This window comes from Aquabacterium parvum (assembly GCF_001447195.1).
GTDB classification, from domain to species: domain Bacteria; phylum Pseudomonadota; class Gammaproteobacteria; order Burkholderiales; family Burkholderiaceae_C; genus Aquabacterium; species Aquabacterium parvum.
The window spans coordinates 1-16,978 of the sequence record NZ_LFRI01000148.1 but is presented as its reverse complement, the minus strand read 5'-3'; the positions used below and the strand labels follow the sequence as shown (position 1 = coordinate 16,978).

Genomic DNA, 16,978 nt, shown 5'->3' with positions numbered 1-16,978 from the left:
CCCGGGATCCCCCCCTCATCGGATGGCTAAACCGACGTTTAGGCCATTTCAGGGATCAGGGCCTTCGGTAACATCCGGTCATGAATTCCGGCATGCGCGTCCTCCTGGTCGATGACCACCCCCTGTTCCGCGAGGGCCTCAAAGGCCTGCTGCTGGGGCTGGACCCTGCCGTTCAGGTGGAACAGGCCGGCTCGGTGGCCGCTGCCGAGGCCCTGCGAGGCCAGGTTTTCGACCTCGTTCTGATGGACCTGAACATGCCAGGCAGCCAGGGCATGGCGGCGCTGTCGGGCATCAAGGCCTTGTTCGAAGAATCCGCCGTGGTGGTGGTCTCGGGCGACGAATCGCCCAGCACCATCCAGCGCGCCATCCAGCATGGCGCGGCCGGCTACGTGCCCAAGACGACCGACCCCAGCGTGACCATCCAGGCCTTGCGGCTGGTGCTCGCCCAGGGCACCTACCTGCCCCCCGAAGCCCTGCGCCAGCCGGGCACCGGCGTTGACGCCGCCCCTGCCGCACCCGAGCCCGCGTCTCACTCGCCCGACTGGCCCCAGGCGCTCAGCCCGCGCCAGCTGGCCGTGCTGCGTTGCCTGCTGCAAGGCAAGCCCAACAAGGTCATCGCCCGAGACATCGGCATCGCCGAGGGCACCGTCAAAGCCCACCTGTGGGCTGTCTACCAGTTGCTGGGAGTGAACAACCGCGCCCAGGCCATGTACCGCGCGCACGAGCTGCAACTGTTCAGCGCGCTGGGCTCGCCGGCGCCCGCCACCCCATCTGCTCCAATGGCCTCTCACCCCTGAGGCCGCGCCATGTCCCCGCAGCACCCGCCGGCCACCCCACCCAGTGGCCACGCCCCCCTCAACGCCGAAGTCGAAGTCCTGGAGCTGATCGCCAGGCAGGTCAACAAAGTGCCCTGGCCCGTCGGGCTCGCGGCGCTGTACGTGCTGGCCATGGCCTGGCACCAGGTGCCGCAATGGGCCTTGCTCACCTGGACGCTGACCGTGATCGGCATCCAGGCCGTGCGCTGGAAGGTGCTGCGCACCCTGCCCACGTCTGCGCTCGCTCATGCCAAGCGCGTGAACGTGGCGGTGTTGCTGAGCGGCCTCAACGGGCTGGCCCAAGGCAGCGCGGTGCTGTTTTTCTACGGCATGACCGACCTGCAGCGCTCCGTGGTGTCCATCCTGCTGGCCGGCATCACGGCCGGGGCGGTGGGCACGACCAACGGTCACCCGCGCATCTTCAAGGCCTTTGCGCTGCCCGTGATGCTGGGGATGTCGCTGGCCTGGGCGTTTGCGCCCCACCAAGGCGCCAGCCTGCTGGTCGATGGCGCCATGTCCTTTTTGTGCCTGGCCTTCCTGGCCGTGCAGAACGGACTGGCTCGGGACAACTACCGCGCCCTGGTCGACTCGGTCGAGATGCGCAACCAGCAGTTCCGCCTCAACGAACAGCTTCGCTCGGCCTTGGCGCTGGCCGAAGACGCCAACGCCGCCAAGACGCGCTTCCTGGCATCGGCCAGCCATGACCTGCGCCAGCCCCTGCACACCCTGACCCTGTTCTGCGCGGCGCTGATGACGCACCCGCTCGATGAGTCGGCGCGGCGCATCCTCACGCACATGGACGCCGCGCTCAGTGCGCTGCGCTCCCAGCTCACCGCCCTGCTGGACATGTCCAAGCTCGATGCGGGCATCGTGACGGTGCGCGCCCGGGCCTGCGACATCGGGCCCATGCTCAGGCGCTTGTGCGACGCCAAACGCGAGGAGGCCCACACCAAGGGGCTGCAGCTGACCTGCGCCGTGGATGGCGCCCTGGTGGTGCACACCGACCCGCTTCACCTCGAACGCATCGTCAGCAACCTGCTGGACAACGCCATCAAGTACTGCGATGCAGGCCAGGTGTGGTTGCTGGCACAGCGCGACGGCGAGCAGCTGCACCTGTGCGTCAAGGACACGGGGCGCGGCATTGCCGAAAAAGACCTGGGCAAGGTCTTCGAAGAGTTCTACCAGGTCGACAACCCGGAGCGCGACCGCACACGTGGCCTGGGCCTGGGCCTGTCGATCGTGCAACGCCTGGGTCGCCTGCTTGAGTTGCCCGTCAAGCTCACGTCAGAGCTGGGCGTGGGCACCACCGTTTCCATGGCCCTGCCGCTGGCGCAGGCCTCCGAGGCCGAGCCGCCCGAAGAGCCCATCGAGTCGGGTGCCATGCCGCTGTGCCACATGCTCGTGCTCGACGACGAAGCCGGCGTGCGCATGGCCATGAAGACGCTGCTTGAGTCGCTGGGTTGCCGCGTGACGCTGGCGGCCTGCACCGACGAAGCCATGCGCCTGGCCAGCCTCGACCCGCCTGATGTGGTGCTGGCCGACTTCCGCCTGCGTGGCGAAGAAAGCGGCATCAAAGCCATCCGAAAACTGCGTCAGCAACAGCCCGACCTGCCGGCCATGCTGATCAGCGGCGACACCGCACAAGACCGCCTGCTGGAGGCCCAACAGGCCGGCCTGCGCATGCTGCACAAGCCCGTCTCGGTGGACGTGCTGCTCAAGGCGGTGATGGACACACTGGAGCAAGGAGTACTGGATGCCCCCGTGGAGTCAAGCGAGGAAAGGCTCGCCTGAGGAACCTGAGACACCCGCACAGCCGACTGCGCCCCCCCAGGCACGCTGGCTCTCACAGGGCTGGGAGAGCGTGCTGCATGGTTTGCGCTCGGGCGAGCTGCCACCCGACGAAGCGGGCTGTCACTGTGATGTGCTGATCCTGGGCAGCGGCTATGGCGGCGCGATGGCGGCCGCCGAGCTGGCCGGCAGCCGCCTGCCCGATGGCCGCCCGGCGCGCGTTTGGGTGCTCGAGCGAGGGCAGGAACACCTGCCTGGCTCTTTCCCCTCGGAGCTGGGCGAGCTGCCCGGGCATGTGCGCATCAGCCGGGCGGGTCGCAGCGGGGTCAGCGGCCGGCGCGACGGCCTCTTCGACCTGCGCATCCAGCCAGACGTGTGCGCGCTCGTCGGCAATGGGCTCGGCGGCGGCTCGCTCATCAACGCCGGTGTGATGGACTGGCCCGATGCCGCCGTCTTCGCGCAGGCGCATTGGCCCGCCGCCATCCGCGCAGAACGAGCAGAGCTGGCGCAGCAAGCTGGCGAGATCGCACAGCGGCTGGGTGCCCGCGTGGCCGGGCAGCCCAATGGCGTGGCCTCGGCGGGCTGTGCCCCACAGCGCTTTCGGGCGTTCGAGGCGCTGTCGGGCCCAGGCGCCTTGCGCGAGGCCCCGATCACCGTGGCGCTCAAGCCCCAGGCCAGCGGCGATGGTGTGCAGCTCGATGCCTGCCTGCATTGCGGCGACTGCGCCACCGGCTGCAACCACAACGCCAAGGTCTCGCTCGACACCAACCTGTTGGCCCGCGCCAGGCGCCTGGGCGCCCGCGTGGTGACCGGTGCCACCGCCTGCCAGCTGAGCCCTGCCGCAGGTGCTTGGGACGTGGCCGTGGTCCACACCGACGAGCAGGCACAGCGGCGCGAAGGCCGGCCGCACACCCTGCGCGCCAGGCGCGTGATCGTGGCCGCCGGCACCCTGGGCTCCACCGAGCTGTTGCTGCGATCGCGCAGCGCCGGGCTGCCACTGTCGCCACGGCTGGGCGAGCGCTTCTCAGGCAATGGCGACATGATCGCCGTGCTGCACGATGTGCACGACCAGCACGGTCAAGGCGTCCAAGTCAACGGCGTGGCCGACGAATCCAGCGCTCCGCTCTCGCGCTGTGTGGGCCCGACCATCACCGGCATCCTCGATCAAAGGGCAGCTGGCGACTTGCCTCAGGTGATAGAGGACCTGGCTGTGCCTGGGCCGCTGCGCCGCGTCTTCGAGGAGGTCTTTCAGACCGCGCACGCGCTGCACACGCTCGGCGAGGGCGACCACAGCGAACACACCGGCCACGCTGAAGAGCCCGACCCCCTGGCCCCATCAAAGGCCGTGACCCAACGCACCATGGCGGTGGCCATGATCGGCCACGACAGCGCCGACGGGTGGTTGCGCCTGCGGACACCCACTCCCGAACCCACCGCAGCAGACGGCCAACTCGACATCGCGTGGCCCGCCTTGCGCCACGACCCGCGCTTCGAAGCGCGCCAGCGGGCCCTGCAGGCGCACTGCGAGCAAAGGGGCTGGCGCACCCGCGTGCTGCCCAACCCCGCCTGGCGCCCCCTGCCCGACACCCTGGAAGACCTGTTCGGCCGGCAACGCGGCCCGCTGCTGACGGTGCACCCCTTGGGCGGCTGCGCCATGAGCGAGGACGCGACGCGCGGCGTCGTCAACGACCTGGGCGAGGTCTTCGACCCACGCGTGGACGGAGGGCGAGGGGTGCACGCAGGCCTGGTCGTGCTCGATGGCGCCATCGTGCCGGGCTCGCTGGGCACCAACCCTGCGCTGACCATCGCGACCCTGGCGCACCGCGGCGTCACCCGGCTGCGCGAGCGCTGGGGCTGGCAGCCCGCCGACGCCGCACCCGGCCCCTTGCGACAACGCCCTCGCCTGCGAGCCATGCCCGACCCGGTGCCGCACGAGCGCACTCGGGTCGAACTCGGCGAGCGACTGCGCGGTTGGTGGGGCGACACCGGCATCGAACTCACGCTGCGCTTCGGCCCCCAGGACCTGCAGGCCCTGGTGCGAGGTGAACCCGGTGCCCGCACCCTGCGCGTGAGCCCGGGCCACAGCGAAGTCAGGCGCGTGCGCCGCGCGCCCCAGGCCGAGCTCGATGCCCTGGGCGGCGACCCCTGGCACGACGCCTTCACCATCGATCGCCAGGCCCTCCAAGGCAGCCTGCGCGTGCTGCACCGGGAGCCCAGTGGGCCGCTGCGCCGCACCGCACGCGGGCTGTGGGCCTGGTGGCTCAACCGGGGCTGGCGTGACGTGGGTCAGCAGGTGGTCGAGCGCCTGCGCGGCGAGCACCCAGACGCGAGGTCGACGCGCCCGCTGCTGGCCGACCTCGCCCGCCGCACCCGAGGCGCCTGGCGACTGGCCAGCCACGCTGGCGAAGTGCGGCGCTTCGCCTACGACCTGCAGGTGATCGGCGACGGCCCCTGGTCGGGACAGCGACTGTGTGGACACAAGCGCCTGACCTTCAACGTGGCCGCCAACCCCTGGCACCAGCTGATGAGCGTGACGCTGACACAGGCCCCGGGCCTGCCCCGCCGCACCCCAGGCCCGCAGCTGCAACTGGATTTGGCCCACCTGGCACAAGAAGGCCTGGCGCTGATGCGCGTGAGCCACCAGCATCACCTGCCCGACACCTGGGTCGAGCTCATCGGCCTGGGCCTGTGGGTGGCGCGCGTGCTGCTGCACACCCACGCCTGGAGCCTGCGCCTGCCCGACGCGCCCCGCCCGGGCCCCATCGACCGATTGCCGCGCAGCACCCCGTCCACATCGACCGGCATGCCCCCGCACGAGGTCACCGAGCTGAGCGTGGCCCCCGACCTGCCCGATGGCACCCCGGTGCGCCTGCGCCTGAGCCGCCTGCGTGGTCGCACCGCCCAGGCCCAACCCATCGTCTTGCTTCACGGCTACAGCGCAGGCGGCACCACCTTCCTGCACCCTTCGGTGCCGCAGGGCCTGGCCCGCACGCTGTGGGACGCGGGCTTCGACGTCTGGGTGGCCGACCTGCGCACCAGCCCGGGCCTGCCCACCGCCACCCACCCCTGGTCCTTTGACGACGTGGCCCACCAGGACATCCCCATCGCCATCGACCACATCTGGCGGCACACGGGTGAACGGCCCATCGACGTCTTCGCCCACTGCATGGGCTCGGCGATGCTGTGGACGGGCCTGCTGACCGACCCGCTGCCAGGAGGCAACGAGCACGAAGCCTTGCGCCTGCTGATGCCCGAGCGCATCCGGCGCATCGGCATGAGCCAGGTGGCACCGTTGGTGAACTTCGCCCCAGACAACCTGTTTCGCGCCTTCGTTGCGCGCCATGCCCTGGCCCTGCTGCCGCAAGGCCCCTTCCACTTTCGCCCGCCATCGCAGGCCAGCTTCGCCGACACCTTGCTCGATCGGCTGCTGTCGACCCTGCCTTACCCGCGCGACGAGTGGCGCCGTGAGAACCCGCTGTGGCCGCCCGCCGCGCGCACCCCATGGGCCGGCAGCCGCCACCGCATGGACCTGCTTTACGGACGCGACTTCAAGCTGGCCAACCTGCCACAAAGCGTGCTCGACGACATCGACGAGCACTTCGGACCGCTCAACCTGGGCACGCTGACCCAGGCCCTGCACATGGCCCGAGCAGGTGGGCTGGCCAGCCCCGAAGGTCTGGCCTGTGGACTGCCTCCCGAGCGCCTGGCCAAAGTGCTGCAACGCACCCCGGTGATGGGCCTGCACGGGCGCGACAACGCGCTCTCCAGCGTCTCGGGCCTGCTGCGCTTTCGAGCCACGGTCGACGAGCTGGGGCCTGAGTTGGCGGCCCGCTTCACCCACCACATCATCGAAGGCCACGGCCACCAGGACTGCCTCATTGGCGTTCACGCGCCACAGGTGGTCTTTCCGCTCGTGCTGGACTTCTTCCAACGTGAAGCCCTGACAGACAGCCCCCTCGCCAACGCAGGCCCCGCCCCCGCGCCTGTGCCCGCGCCTGTGCCCTGGCTCCCCAAGGTGCGCCCGGTGGCCCTCGGCCCCTTCCTGGGCACGGCATTTTCGGCTGCCAACTGGCAAGACGGTGCCCCGCATTGGCCGCTGAACATCGGCCACGAGCCGGCCGAGCCGGAACCCGCTCTCGTGGCCTGCGTGCCTAGACGCCCAGATGGGCAACTGGGCAAACCCCACCTGCTGACCTGGCCCGCCCAACGCCCTTTGCAGTCGCTGCCCGCCAGCGTCATGCGCACCCTGGCCCTGCCTGCCGATTGGTGGCCTGGCCCTGGCCACGCATTGGGTGTCTTCCTGGTTCAGGGCCCGAAGCGCACGCCGAACCAGGCCGAGCGCGACCGCATCGTGGCCGCCGTGCTGGCAGCGGCCGACTCGAGCACCCCGGCGATGCCAGGCCACCCCACATCGCTCGGCGAAGGCCATGTCGACGCCCCCTGGTGGGTGCCCTGCCCACCGCAGGCCTGCCTGGCCGATGCCCTCGGCTCGCCCTCCACCGGGACACCCCAGCCTGCGGACTCGGCCTGGGTGCTGGCGCTGGGCAGCTGCCTCTACCCCGGCAGCCTGGCCGAGCGCACACCTGGCGGGGCCGACTGGCAGGCCGGCCCGCCCGATCAAGCCTGGCAAGGCCTGATCCGATGGCGAGCCCAGCCCGGCCACCCACCACTTGAGCTGGCCATCCTCTCGGGCGACCAGGTCTACGCCGACGCCACTGCCGGCCTGTTCGACCCGCGCACCGTCAGCGGCCGGTTTCACCAGCCCCACCAAGCCATGCTCGCCCAACGGCTGCTGCGCCAGGCGCTGGCCGGCGTGCCGGTTCACACCCTCATCGACGACCACGAAATCGTCGACAACTGGAGCTGGCAGGATGGCGACCACCGCCCCGCCGATGCCCCATGGCACGACAACCGCCAGCGCCGATCAGACGGCCTGCGCGCCTACCGGCAGCACCAGCGGTTCGCCCAACCGGTTCGCCACCCCGTCGACCCGCGCGACCCCACCTCGCGATCGGCCCGCCTGTGGTACGCCTTCACCCACCGCAGCCTGCCCTTTTTCGTGACCGACACGCGCACCCAGCGCGAACCACGTGCCATCGCCCGCTTCGAGCAAGCGCACATCATGGGCCGCGCCCAATGGGCCTGCCTGCTGCACTGGCTGGCCCACCACGGCCCCGACGATCGCCCCACCTTCGTCGCCAGCCCATCCATCCTGCTGCCGCGCCGGCTGCTGTCCGACACCCTCTGCCCGGCCAGCGCCGCCCTCGCCGACGCCTGGGAGGCCTACCCCCGCAGCCTGCACGCCCTGCTCGCCCACCTGTGCCGCACGCAGGCCCGCCACGTCGTTTTCCTCTCTGGCGACGAGCACCTCTCGTGCATCGCGCGGGTGCGCATCCGCCGCGAGGGCGACGGCCCCGAGCGCGAGGTGCTGGCCCACTCCGTGCACAGCTCGGCCCTGTACGCGCCTTACCCCTTCGCCAACAGCCGCCCGCACGACTTCCGCGCGCACGACGCCTTCACCTTCACCGACCAGCACGAGGGCCGGCTGGAACACTTCCATTGCCGCATCGAGACCGATTTCGCGCCCTCGGGCGACGGCATCGCCCTGATCGAAACGCGACAAGGCGTGGGCGGTGGCTGGCACGTGAACGTGGCCTGGCAGCGTGAAAACGGCCTGCAGCACCAGGTGCTGTTCTGACACAGACCCCGTTCGTTGCGGACATCCGCACGCCCAGGCGATGCGAAGTTCCTAGAATGGACACATTGGCGCGCCCGCGCCCTGGAAGGCCGCAAGCACATGACCACCCCTGAAGAAAAACGCGCCGAGCTGAAAAAGGCCGCCCTCGAGTACCACGAGCGCCCCACCCCCGGCAAACTCGCCATCAGCGCCACCAAGCAGCTCACCAATCAGCGTGACCTGGCCCTGGCTTACTCGCCCGGCGTGGCCGCGCCCTGCGAAGAAATCGTCGAGAACCCGGCCAACGCCTTCAAGTACACCAGCCGCGGCAACCTGGTGGCCGTCATCACCAACGGCACGGCCGTGCTGGGCCTGGGCGACATCGGCCCGCTGGCCGCCAAGCCCGTGATGGAGGGCAAGGCCGTCCTCTTCAAGAAGTTCTCCGACATCGACGTCTTCGACATCGAGATCAACGAGAAGGACCCGGACAAGCTGGTCGAGATCATCGCCAGCCTGGAGCCGACGTTTGGCGGCATCAACCTCGAAGACATCAAGGCCCCCGACTGCTTCTACGTCGAGCGCAAGCTGCGCGAGCGCATGAAGATCCCCGTCTTCCACGACGACCAGCACGGCACCGCCATCGTCGTGGGCGCTGCCCTCATGAACGGCCTCAAAGTCGTCGGCAAAGACATCAAGAACGTGAAATTGGTCACGTCCGGCGCGGGCGCGGCGGCCCTGGCCTGCCTGCAACTGCTCGTCAAGCTGGGCATCCCGCGTGAAAACATCTGGGTCACCGACCTGGCCGGCCTGGTCTACGAAGGCCGCGTCGAGCTGATGGACCCGGACAAGGCCCAGTTCGCCCAGAAAACCGATCAGCGCAAGCTGTCCGAGGCCATCGAAGGCGCCGACATCTTCCTGGGCCTGTCCGCCGGCGGCGTGCTCAAGCCCGAAATGGTCGCCAAGATGGCGGCCAAACCCATCATCTTCGCCCTGGCCAACCCCACGCCCGAGATCCTGCCCGAAGAGGTCAAGGCCGTGCGCGACGACGCCATCATGGCCACCGGCCGCACCGACTACCCGAACCAGGTCAACAACGTCCTGTGCTTCCCGTACATCTTCCGTGGCGCGCTCGACTCGGGCGCCACCACCATCACCGATGAGATGGAGATCGCGGCCGTGCACGCCATCGCCGAGCTGGCCCAGGCCGAGCAAAGCGACGTGGTGGCTGCCGCCTACGTGGGCGCCAACCTCAGCTTCGGGCCCGAGTACCTGATCCCCAAGCCGTTCGACCCGCGCCTGATGATCAAGATCGCGCCGGCCGTGGCCATGGCGGCGGCGGCCTCCGGCGTCGCCACCCGCCCGGTCACCGACTTCGTCGCCTACACCGAGCGCCTGCAAAGCTTCGTCTACGCCTCCGGCCACACGATGAAGCCCATCTTCAGCGTGGCCAAGCGCGCCAAGAACAAGCGCATCGCCTACGCCGAAGGTGAAAACGAAGGCGTGATGCGCGCCGCCCAGATCCTGGTCGATGAAGGCATCGCCCGCCCGATCCTGATCGGCCGCCCCGGCGTCATCGAGCAGCGCATCGAGCGCTTCGGCCTGCGCCTGCGCCCCGGCGTCGACATCGACCTGGTCAGCACCGAAAACGACCCCCGCTACCGCGACTACTGGCAGACCTACCACCGCCTGACCGAGCGCAAGGGCGTGACCGAGCAGATGGCCAAGATCGAGATGCGCCGCCGGCTCACCCTGATCGCCGCCATGCTGGTGCACAAGGGCGACGCCGACGGCCTGATCTGCGGCACCTGGGGCAACACCGCCCTGCACCTGCACTACATCGACCAGGTCATCGGCCGCCGCCAGGGCGTGAAAACCTACGCCGCCATGACGGGCCTGATCCTGCCGGGTCGCACCGTGAACATCCTGGACACGCACATCAACCACGAGCCCACGGCCGAGCAGCTCTGCGAAATCACCATCATGGCCGCCGAGGAAATGATGCGTTTCGGCCAGCGCCCGAAAGCCGCACTGCTGTCGCACTCGAATTTCGGATCGAGCAACCACCCCTCGGCCGTGAAGATGCGCGAGGCCCTGGCCCTGATCCAGCAGCAGGCCCCCTGGCTGGAGATCGATGGCGAAATGCACGGCGACACGGCCCTGGACGCCGCCTACCGCCAGCAGCTGATGCCGCGCAGCACGCTCACGGGCGAGGCCAACCTGCTGGTCTGCCCGAACATCGACGCCGCCAACATCTCGTACAACCTGCTGAAGGTGGCTGCGGGCAACAACATCGCGCTGGGCCCAGTCCTGCTGGGTGCGGCCAAGCCGGTGTGCATCCTCACGCCCTCGGCCACGGTGCGCCGCATCGTCAACATGACGGCGATGACGGTGGCGGACGCCAACGCGCTGCGCTGAAACCGCGCTGAATCAGCGCGAAAAGCGCCCGAAAGTGCCCTGAACAAGCCCTGACACAGGTCAGGCAGGCTTGTCAAACGGCCCCAGTACCCGCTTTCCCCGGGGCTGGGGCCTTGAGCTTTTTGGGCTCTTTCTCTACCATACCGCCTTTAACGAAGAAGCTGCAGTGCTGAAAAAACACCGGTTCGTTCAAACCTTGACCCGAACTGCCCTTCGCAACTTCACGCTGGCCCTGGCGACATCGCTGGCGGTGCTGGCGGCGCCCCCGGCCCAGGCCTTCACCCGCCAAGGTGAGGCCGAAACCCAGGTGGCGCAGCGAAGTCAGGTCATTGCCTTGAGCGAGCTGCCCGTGCAGGCACAGGATGTCCACCGGCGCATCCACGAAGGGGGTCCGTTCCGCTACAGCAAGGACGGGTCGGTCTTCGGCAACCGGGAACGCCTGCTGCCACGTCGGCCACGCGGTTTCTATCGTGAATACACCGTGCCAACGCCTGGCGAACGCGATCGTGGTGCACGACGCATCGTCTGCGGAGGTAAAGAAGTCCAACAACCTGAAACTTGTTTCTACACGCGGGATCACTATGCAAGCTTCAAGCAGATCGACCCCCGCCGCTGACCTTCGCTGACGGGCCCGAACCAGCCCCGAAGCCCACGCTCTTTCTCTGACCCTCACACAGCCCGACCGGACGCCGAGAACCTTCGACGCACCACGGGCCCCAAGCGATCATGTTGTTGCAATCCGTTCGACCCAACATCGTTCAATCCATCCGCGCCTACCGCCCGGAAGACTTGCAACAGGCTGCCAACGCCGCAGGCCACCACTTCCTCTACACCAACCTGGGCGGCGCCCGGGACAAGCAGGACGTGCTGGACATCATCGCGCGTGACTTCCTGTTCCCGGACCACTTCGGCAAGAACCTGGACGCCCTGTACGACTGCATCACGGACATGGTGCACAAGTCGGGCCCGCAACCCGGTTTCGTCGTGGTGCTGGAGCTGATCCCCGGCGGCAACGTCGACCGCGAAACGCGCGAGCAGCTGCTTGACGCCTTCCGCGACGCTGCCGACTTCTGGGGCGAGCGCAAGATCGCCTTCCGCGTCTTCTACTCGATCGCCGTGTCGGGCAAGGAGTCGGCGGGCAACTGGGACAAGGCCGAAGTCGCCCAGAACGACGCCAACGTCAAGCCGGTGAAGGTGTCGAAAAACGCCCCGGCCCCGATGATCATGAACCTGCCCCCGATGAGCAGCGTGTTCGACACGGCTGCCCTGCTGGCTGCGGCCTGATCCTCGGCTTTCCCCTGAAAAGGCTCGCCAGATGGCGGGCCTTTTTGTTTGGCCCGGCGCTTTGTCAGGGGGCCTGGTCGGGACGGGGCAACCCTGCTTCGCATGGCAAAGCGCCGAGCTGCGCTCAGCGCCGCGCAGCCGCCCGCCACACGTCCAACTGCTCGGCCCAGTTGCGCTGAGCGCCCAGGTAGGCGGGCACCACCGCCGACATCGCCGACGCCGACACGCCCAGCGCCGCCAGTCCCGGCAGCTTGCCGCCCAGCACGTTGGGCACCTTCATCGAGTCCAGGTTGTCGGCCGACATCAGCGGCTCGCCCGGCAAACAGGCCATCGCCGCCGCCTGCAAGCGCCCCGCCACCATCGGCAGCGGCAGCACCGGCCGAGCGTGACCGCTCCAGCGGCCTGCCATTTTGACGATGTCCGCCAGGGTGCAGACATCCGGGCCACCCAGCTCGAAGGTCTGCCCTGCGGTGGCGGCCGGGTCGGCCAGGCAACGCACGATGGCCGCCGCCACGTCCTCCACCCACACCGGCTGAAAGCGCGCATCACCACCGGCCAGGGGCATCAGCGGGAACACGCGCTGCAGGGCCGCGAACAGGTTGAAGAAACGGTCGTGCGCCCCGAAGATCACGCTGGGGCGCAGCACCGACAGCTCCAGGCCCTGCACGCGCAAGGCCTGCTCGCCCTCGGCCTTGGTGCGCAGGTAATGCGAGGGCGCGGCCGTCGGGTCGTCGCCCACGCCCAGCGCGCTGACGTGCACCACCCGCTTGACGCCCAGCTGCATGCAGTCTTCGGCCAGGCGCTGGCACAGGTCCACATGGGCGCGCTCGAAATCATCCGGTCGGCCGTGCAGGATGGCCACCAGGTTGACCACGGCGTCCGCACCCTGGAGCAGGCGCTGCAGCGCACGGTCCTGGTTGATGTCGGCTTCGATCACGTCCACCTGCGGCAGGGGCAGCAGGTGCCTGGCCCGGGCGCGGCGGCGGGTCGGCACCACGATGCGGGCCGCGCCCAGCACAGGGTGCGATGCCAGCTGCTCGCACACGGCCCGGCCCACGAAGCCGGAGCCACCAAGGACAAGGATGCGCTTCATGGGGAACCTCCTGTGGCGAGCCTACCCCACCCAAGGGGCGCGGCTCCAGGGCAAATCAGGGTCAGGGCAGGTCGGTGTCGGACGACGGGGCGCCGGCCGCGCGAGGGCCCACGGTGGCGCCCAGTCGATTCTTGAGCGAGAGCGGCTTGCCGTGCAGCAAATGCCCGTAAACCACGGCGTTGGACAGCACTTTTTTGACGTAATCGCGGGTTTCGGTGAAGGGCACGTTCTCGACCCAGGCGGCAGCGTCCACGCGGGCGCCTTCGCGCCAGCGACGAGGCCGCCCAGGGCCGGCGTTGTAGGCCGCGGCCGCCAGGGCCTGCGCACCCTGGAAGTCGTCGAGCACCAGCTTGAGGTAACCGGCGCCAATGCGCAAATTGGTGTCGCGGTCGGTGATGAGGTCGGGCGTGTAGGCGATCTTGAGCTTGCGCGCCGTCCAGGAGGCGGTGGCGGGCATGACCTGCATCAGGCCCGATGCCCCCACGGTGGAGCGCGCCGAGAGGATGAAGCGCGACTCCTGGCGGATCAGGCCGTACATGTAGGCCGCGTCCAGGCCCACCTCGCCGGCCGCGCGCAGCACGTCCTGGCGAAAGGGCGTGGGGTAGCGCTGGTTGAGGTCGATCTCGGTGCGGGTGCGGTCGCTGGTGTTGATGCATCGGTCCCAGATCTCGCGGCGGCAGGCCTCTTCGGCCACGGCCAGCAGCTCGCGGTCGCTCAAGCCGCCGGGCTTGGACATGCTCAGGGTGAAGTTCCACTCGCGCACGCCTTCGCTGCGCCAGCCCAGGGCCATCATGCGCAGGGCGCGGTCGATGCCCGGGTTGGCGCGGGCCTGGGCCTGCTCGGCGTCGGTCAAAGGAGCGGGGCGGGCGGGCTCGCGGGGCGGCGCCTGGTTCAGCTCTTCAGCGGCGAGCTGGCCATAGAAGGTCAAAGGGTTCGCCACGCGGGCCAGCAACTGACGGGCCTGCTGGCGCATGGCTTCGTGTGCCGCCGCGGAGCCACCTCCGGCGCGGGCATGCGCCTGCAGCGACTTGGCCTTCCAGTACTGCCAGGCGCCGTCTTGCTGCAACTCGGGGGGCATGGCCTCGATGGCCTGCTCGACCAGGGCCCAGCGCGAGGCATCGCCCGAGGTGGCCGAGCGCAGGCCCGCGCGCGCCATCCAGGTCAGCACATCGGGTGACCAGGCGGCCGCACCCCGGGTGGCGTCGCCCCGGTTGCGGGTGCCAGCGGCCAGCGCGGCTTCGGCCAGCGCGCGTTCGTAGTGGGCAGGTGCCTCGGCTTGCAGCTTGCCGGCCGACCAGCGGCCCACCACGGCCCAGGCCCAGGCCATGTCTTCGGCGCGCAGGTGCCAGCGTTCGCGCGCGCCGCTTTGGCTCAGCGCCGCGGCGGTGGCGTCGGGGTCGATGGCAGCCCAGCGCACCAGGGCCAGCAGGTTGAGCGGGCCCTCCACCTCGGGCGGGAAGGCCACGGGCATGGGGGCCAAGTTGGGCTTGGCGGGCTTCTTCTTGGCGTCTTTGGCTTTCGACTTGGCTTTGGCGGCCTCGGCCTTCTTGCCCTTGGCCTGGCTGGCGGAGGCCGCGCGGGGGCCGATGCTGGCGCCAGGCGAGCCGGCCTTGTCGCCCGAGTCGACCAGGCTGCTGGCCCCCTTGGGCTGCAGGAAAGCCTGGGGCTGGCTCATGAGGCGGTTGACGGCCTGGGCCGCCGCGTCGCTGAGCAGGCGGGCCGACTGCTGTAGCGCTCGGGGCTTGTCGCCCTCGATCGAAAACCGCAGCTTGCGCCAGACGTCGCCCTGGGTCAGCACGCCCGCGTCCAGCAGCGCACGCGCCATGGTGTCGCAGCCGTTGTCGGCGTCCTTCTGGGCCCACCAGAACTGGCGGGCCTGTTCGCGCAAATCACTCGGCCCCTCCATGGGGGCGCCGGTGCGGTGGCGGGCCAGCACACCCAGACAGCTGACCTCGCGGTCGTCGTTCATGCGGAAGGCGGGCTGGATGCGCAGGAAGTTCGCCCAGTCCTGGCGGCGGCCGAGTTCGAGCAACCAGTCGTTGCGGGCCCGATCGGCCACGTAGCTGTCGGGCCAGCGCGCCAGGAACTCGTCGACCTCGGCCGGCGGGGCTTCACTCAGGCGCGACATGAAGTACCAGTAAGCAGCCCAGGGCGCCAGCGGGTGCTCCTGCGCGATGAGCTGGTTGCGCAGCGCCAGCAGACGCGGGCGGTCGCGCTGGCGCCAGGCCTCGCGGGCGTCACCCAGCAGGCGGTCGTCGCTGGCGGCGCCCTGCCCCGGCTGAGCCTGTGCCGCGCCATGCGTGAGCAGCAGGGGGGCGCCCACCAGCAAGGCCGCAGGGCTCATCGCCGTCGGCAACCCGGCCGTGATCAGGCAGGTCGCACCAGCCACCAGGGCGAGCGCGCGATGGCGGACTCGGGACGCATACTTGCGCGCAGTTCTCACTTGTCAGACCTTTTCTTGTTGTTGTCGACCATGTCCGAAGCCCCCACCAGCGGCGATGACCGCACCACCTGGCGACGCCAGCTGCTCCAGTCTCGTCGGGACTGGGCCACCACGGAAGCCGCTGTGGCAGCACAGGCTGGGCTGGAGGCGCGATTGTGGGCCGTGCTCGAGCAATTGGAGCCCATGTGCCTGGGCGTGTACTGGCCGATTCAAGGCGAATTTAACCCAAGGAACATCGCCTGCCAGGCGCAGCGGGCTTGGGGCACACGACTGGCCCTGCCCGAGGCCAGCAAGTCCCCGGTGGCCATGCACTTCCTGCCCTGGGACGGCGCCGAGCCCACACGCCGCGACGGCTGCGGCATCCCGACCGGCGAAGGCAAGCCCCTGGTGCCCGACGTGATCCTGGTGCCCTGCGTGGGCTTCACCGAAGACGGCCACCGCCTGGGCTACGGCGGCGGCTACTTCGACCGCTACCTGGCGGCCCACCCTGAGGTGACGGCTTTGGGCGTGGCTTGGGGCCAGGCGAAACTGCCGAGCGGGGCCCTGCAACCCGCCGCGCACGACCAACCCTTGGTCGCCGTGGTAACAGAACACGACACGTGGCCCGTTTGACGGCCCTCAGTCACGGGGGGATCCCGTGTGAACCCTAGTCGCGCAAAGGGAATCGGCAGGGAAGATAGGTCATGCCTGAACAGATCGCCTCCAGAGCGGTCCCCCTTCAAACGAAACAAGGATCCCTGAACATGACGTACCTCAAGCACATTGCAGCCGTCGCCGTTGCCGTCGCCGCCAGCAACGCCTTTGCTGCCGCTCAGTCCTTCAACGCCATCAGCGCCACCGTCACCGTCGACAAGGCCGCTGTCTCCGCCTCCTTGAACGGCTACACCCCGTCGGGTGTGGGCGGCGCCACCTACAGCAGCACCACCGGCGTGCTGTCTGGCGTGGCTGTGCAGGGCGTGGACCTGCCGGTCAACAACGGCCCCATCGACATCGACTTCGTCGACGCCGCCGGCCTGAAGTTCACCAAGACGCTGAACCCCAGCATCACCCTGAGTAACTTCAGCTTCGACGTGGGCACCAGCACCCTCTCAAGAAACACACCATAAGTGATTGATTTGCCAAGGGGTGTTCATGCGACCTCCATCGGCACCAAGCGCAAGCCCAGGCTCTCGGCTCGTTTGCGCAGGTGGTACTCGACCCGCTGTCGGTAGCGTTCTTCGTAGTATGCCTGCCCCTTGTCCACATACTCCTCGCCGTTTGTGATCATCGAGTAGATCAGCCGCGCCAGCTTGTGCGCTGCCGCCGTGATCGCCTTGGGCTTGTCCATCTCTCAAGAAACACACCATAAGTGATTGATTTGCCAAGGGGTGTTCATGCGACCTCCATCGGCACCAAGCGCAAGCCCAGGCTCTCGGCTCGTTTGCGCAGGTGGTACTCGACCCGCTGTCGGTAGCGTTCTTCGT

General features: G+C 69.1%; 10 protein-coding genes and 1 pseudogene. 8 read left to right on the top strand and 3 right to left on the bottom strand.

What is annotated here, in order from left to right; genetic code table 11:
- The first annotated feature begins 92 nt into the window (after positions 1-92).
- The 6 genes and pseudogenes from ABG80_RS05695 to ABG80_RS05670 all read left to right on the top strand — a co-directional run.
- A complete protein-coding gene (locus tag ABG80_RS05695) occupies positions 93-797 on the top strand; it encodes a response regulator (RefSeq protein WP_160322450.1) in 705 nt (234 codons plus the stop codon).
- Positions 798-806: 9 nt separating this feature from the next.
- On the top strand, positions 807-2,606 hold the full coding sequence (locus tag ABG80_RS05690) for an ATP-binding response regulator (RefSeq protein ID WP_058086794.1): 1,800 nt from the start codon (positions 807-809) through the stop codon (positions 2,604-2,606).
- Positions 2,607-2,676: 70 nt separating this feature from the next.
- Complete coding sequence (locus ABG80_RS05685; RefSeq protein WP_058086793.1) at positions 2,677-8,301, top strand: alkaline phosphatase D family protein; 5,625 nt, start codon at positions 2,677-2,679, stop codon at positions 8,299-8,301.
- Between the two features lie 99 nt (positions 8,302-8,400).
- On the top strand, positions 8,401-10,695 hold the full coding sequence (locus ABG80_RS05680; protein ID WP_058086792.1) for an NADP-dependent malic enzyme: 2,295 nt from the start codon (positions 8,401-8,403) through the stop codon (positions 10,693-10,695).
- Positions 10,696-10,891: 196 nt separating this feature from the next.
- Entirely contained in the window at positions 10,892-11,311 is a 420-nt protein-coding gene (locus tag ABG80_RS05675) for a ribonuclease domain-containing protein (RefSeq protein WP_407638732.1), read from the top strand.
- Positions 11,312-11,421: 110 nt separating this feature from the next.
- Positions 11,422-11,805: pseudogene (locus ABG80_RS05670) on the top strand (barstar family protein); the annotation flags it as partial.
- Positions 11,806-12,103: 298 nt separating this feature from the next.
- Here the strand turns inward: ABG80_RS05670 and ABG80_RS05665 are convergent.
- Together ABG80_RS05665 and ABG80_RS05660 are read right to left on the bottom strand one after the other, a co-directional pair.
- Positions 12,104-13,072, bottom strand: a complete 969-nt coding sequence (locus ABG80_RS05665; protein WP_058086790.1) for a complex I NDUFA9 subunit family protein — start codon at positions 13,070-13,072, stop codon at positions 12,104-12,106.
- A 61-nt stretch (positions 13,073-13,133) separates the two neighbouring features.
- The gene (locus tag ABG80_RS05660; RefSeq protein WP_160322449.1) at positions 13,134-15,461 is read right to left on the bottom strand and encodes a lytic transglycosylase domain-containing protein; all 2,328 of its coding nucleotides are present in this window, start codon (positions 15,459-15,461) and stop codon (positions 13,134-13,136) included.
- Positions 15,462-15,545: 84 nt separating this feature from the next.
- Between ABG80_RS05660 and ABG80_RS05655 the strand changes: the two genes are divergently transcribed.
- Both ABG80_RS05655 and ABG80_RS05650 read left to right on the top strand, forming a co-directional pair.
- Entirely contained in the window at positions 15,546-16,127 is a 582-nt protein-coding gene (locus ABG80_RS05655) for a 5-formyltetrahydrofolate cyclo-ligase (RefSeq protein WP_058086788.1), read from the top strand.
- Positions 16,128-16,258: 131 nt separating this feature from the next.
- Positions 16,259-16,621: a hypothetical protein gene (locus tag ABG80_RS05650; protein WP_058086787.1), complete on the top strand. Its 363-nt coding sequence runs from the start codon at positions 16,259-16,261 to the stop codon at positions 16,619-16,621.
- A gap of 23 nt (positions 16,622-16,644) precedes the next feature.
- Here the strand turns inward: ABG80_RS05650 and ABG80_RS05645 are convergent, their stop codons facing one another.
- Positions 16,645-16,842 carry a hypothetical protein gene (locus ABG80_RS05645; protein WP_058086786.1) on the bottom strand — a complete coding sequence of 66 codons (198 nt, stop codon included), beginning with the start codon at positions 16,840-16,842 and terminating at the stop codon, positions 16,645-16,647.
- Positions 16,843-16,978 lie beyond the last annotated feature (136 nt).

Bases quoted from the DNA above. Each gene is read 5' to 3' on its own strand.
- ABG80_RS05695 (WP_160322450.1), top strand. From the start codon at position 93: ATGCGCGTCCTCCTGGTCGATGACCACCCCCTGTTCCGCGAGGGCCTC.
- ABG80_RS05690 (WP_058086794.1), top strand. From the start codon at position 807: ATGTCCCCGCAGCACCCGCCGGCCACCCCACCCAGTGGCCACGCCCCC.
- ABG80_RS05680 (WP_058086792.1), top strand. From the start codon at position 8,401: ATGACCACCCCTGAAGAAAAACGCGCCGAGCTGAAAAAGGCCGCCCTC.
- ABG80_RS05665 (WP_058086790.1), bottom strand. From the start codon at position 13,072: ATGAAGCGCATCCTTGTCCTTGGTGGCTCCGGCTTCGTGGGCCGGGCC.
- ABG80_RS05655 (WP_058086788.1), top strand. From the start codon at position 15,546: ATGTCCGAAGCCCCCACCAGCGGCGATGACCGCACCACCTGGCGACGC.
- ABG80_RS05650 (WP_058086787.1), top strand. From the start codon at position 16,259: ATGACGTACCTCAAGCACATTGCAGCCGTCGCCGTTGCCGTCGCCGCC.
- ABG80_RS05645 (WP_058086786.1), bottom strand. From the start codon at position 16,842: ATGGACAAGCCCAAGGCGATCACGGCGGCAGCGCACAAGCTGGCGCGG.